Below are 2,854 nucleotides of genomic sequence, written 5' to 3'. Positions count from 1 at the left end.
TTCCATCGCTGCGTTTTAGTGTAAAAAATATACGGAAAGACTCAGGAGCAATCTGCCGCTAATCCGTTCTAGCAAGTTGGAATAGTAGTAACTATTCAATATTCTATTTCCCGCCTGTAACAGTCGTGATGATAATTGATCGTAGCTCAGGAACCAACTTATACATTGTGCAGTTACGCAATTGTGCGTGTTTTTACACATACGTTAAGTCTTCTTGACGCAGCTAATGCAACATTCAAATCTCCTCGTTCTTTTGGTCAATTGCTTTATTCACCAGGCTAATAGTGAATTGGTTCACAAGTTCATATTGCGCTGTTCGCGGTGTTTGCTGGCACTTAGTCCCAAAATTGAAATAATCACAAATTTTTGTCAACCAGTCACTCAACATGTGATTTGCGAAGGACGATATTAAGTCACGAGAATGGCGCAAGTTATGATTAACTTTCTGAACAGCGGGATTCATTCTGTGACTTGTTCATCATCAGGATTTACAGAAATTTATTATTATTTTTACCAGTGTTGCTACATCAAATTGATAATATGTTGCCGGATTTGAATGGCAATTTAATCTTAATGGATATTTAAACTTTATCCTGAGTTTAGAAACTGGAGGTTTCTAGTGAAGACTGCACAGCAAGGGTTTACTCTCATTGAATTAATGATCGTAGTTGGGATTCTGGGTTTTCTGGCAACTGTAGCATTGCCTGCCTACAATGCTTATACCGATCGTACAAAAATATCTGAAGTATTACTTGTCGCGGACTCGGCAAAATCAACGATATCGGATTTTTATATGTCTTCAGGTCAGATGCCAGCCAGTACTACTCAGGCCAACATAAATACGGATATTACGCAAAGTCAATATATAAGCGCTATAGCATTCACTACCACTGCTACAACCGCGACGATCACATATACAATTCAAAATACAACGGCAACAGGTAATATTGCATTAGTGGGTACTGTGAGTACGAACGGGATACAATGGAGTTGTAGTACGGCGGCAACTACTGTTGGAAATCGATATTTGCCGATGAATTGCCGTAACTAACAATACCTTATATACAAACCCTGCAAACACCAACGCAAAATAAAAACCGCTAAAAAGTATAAGCGACATTGCCGGCGTGACTAACCATGCTGGTCCAGCAATGCAGCGGCATCGCGTGTGGTATAGCGATAGTATCGAAACCTCATGGGCTTCTGATTACTACATTAGCAGGATACGCTGCAGATACCCCTTATATCGCCAAACCAGCCAATAAACCATAAAAACCAATGGTTATTGTATTCCAGCCGCAAATAATTAGCGCTCATTATTTTATTTTCTTCTAATCAGCAAATATTGAAATGCTAATTGTTCTTCAATACGGCCATAGTCTTATTGGCTAATAACTAGTAAATGCGTTACGCTGTAGCCATTCCTTATAGAGATGGGGGCGTCTCAACGAGCTATCATTGATGGCTTGCTTGTTCATCGTTGATCCCTGCGTCCCGATTGATGAATACACGGGATTTTGACAATCTACTGGATTGAGTCCCAAATCTGTGCCAAAGAATCTGTTTTGTAGGAGTTTGGTTTATGCAGCCTGGTCGGTTTTTCACCCTGCCTGTTGTTATCTTCTATCTCTTCATGCTTAATGCGTGTGGGCATCCGGATCAACAAACATCGAGCGTTGCACCGGACAATCTGGCAAATATTCCCGGTGAAAGTGATTCTGGTTCACGAACCTCAGTTTTAACTACAGTACAGGCGGCCATACCCGATATCGTGGGTGAGACATCGAGAATCAGCGTAGATAGCACCGAACAGGAAGCGAACGGCAATAGTATAAATGGAAGTATTTCTGCCGATGGACGTTACGTGGTTTTTGATTCTATCGCGACAAATCTGACCAGCAATGACACCAATTCAACCTGGGATATTTTCTTAAGAGATCGTCTAAATCAAAATACTATCAAGTTAACTGCATCGCCAACAGGAGATGAAAGCGATGGTGCCAGTATTGATCCGGTGATCAGTGATAATGGTGCCGTAGTTATATTCAGTTCTTCGGCAACCAATCTGGTAGATGATGATTCAAATCAGGTTGCCGACATTTTTCGATTTGACATGATAAGCGCCAGCCTGGATCGAATTAGTATCAATCAGGACAGCGAAGAAGGTAATAATGATAGCGATGCGCCAGATGTCAGTGCGGACGGTCGATATATTGTATTCGAGTCCAATGCAACAAATTTAGTTTCCGACATGGATAGCAATAACTCAACAGACATTTTTTTATTTGATTCGATCACAGGTGAGATGGAACGAATCAGCATAAACAGCGAAGGAGAGGAAGGTAATGGTATAAGCCGGAATCCATCAGTCAGTGATGATGGTAGATACGTTGTATTTGATTCATTAAGTGATAACCTGGTTAATGACGATAACAACAATGCAAGCGATATTTTTCTACGTGATCGCCTTTTGGGAGAGACTCACCGAATAAATATTGGCAATAATAACGATGAAACTAACGGTGATAGTGAAACTCCTGTAATTAGCGGGAATGGAACTGTTGTTGCATTTCGTTCGATTGCCAGCAACCTGGTGGACAACGATAATAACAATGTACATGATATTTTTGTTCGGGATTTGAATGGTAATGTGACTGCTCGGATAAGTGTAAACAGTAGTGGTGCTGAAGGTAATGCATCAACGTTTGCTTCAACCAGCATCGATGAAAGTGGACGATTTGTCGTGTTTCTTTTCAGTGTTTTTATCAAACGTGGCCTTGTCAAATTTTGTTTTTCCAGACAATGATGTCTCTTTTTTCTCACGCTGATCTGATCTTGATGACTTTTTTTGGAC

General features: G+C 40.6%; 2 protein-coding genes. Both read left to right on the top strand.

The window, feature by feature from the left end; genetic code table 11:
* The first annotated feature begins 619 nt into the window (after positions 1–619).
* Entirely contained in the window at positions 620–1,051 is a 432-nt protein-coding gene (locus ACWVCM_RS05025) for a pilin (RefSeq protein ID WP_455200624.1), read from the top strand.
* Positions 1,052–1,582: 531 nt separating this feature from the next.
* Positions 1,583–2,806 (top strand): TolB family protein, encoded by a 1,224-nt coding sequence (locus ACWVCM_RS05020; RefSeq protein ID WP_455200623.1) that lies wholly within the window; start codon positions 1,583–1,585, stop codon positions 2,804–2,806.
* The last annotated feature ends 48 nt before the right edge of the window (positions 2,807–2,854 follow it).

The organism is Kaarinaea lacus (genome assembly GCF_975902315.1).
The sequence above is the reverse complement of the archived record's forward strand: the minus strand, read 5'-3'. Positions and strand labels throughout refer to the sequence as shown.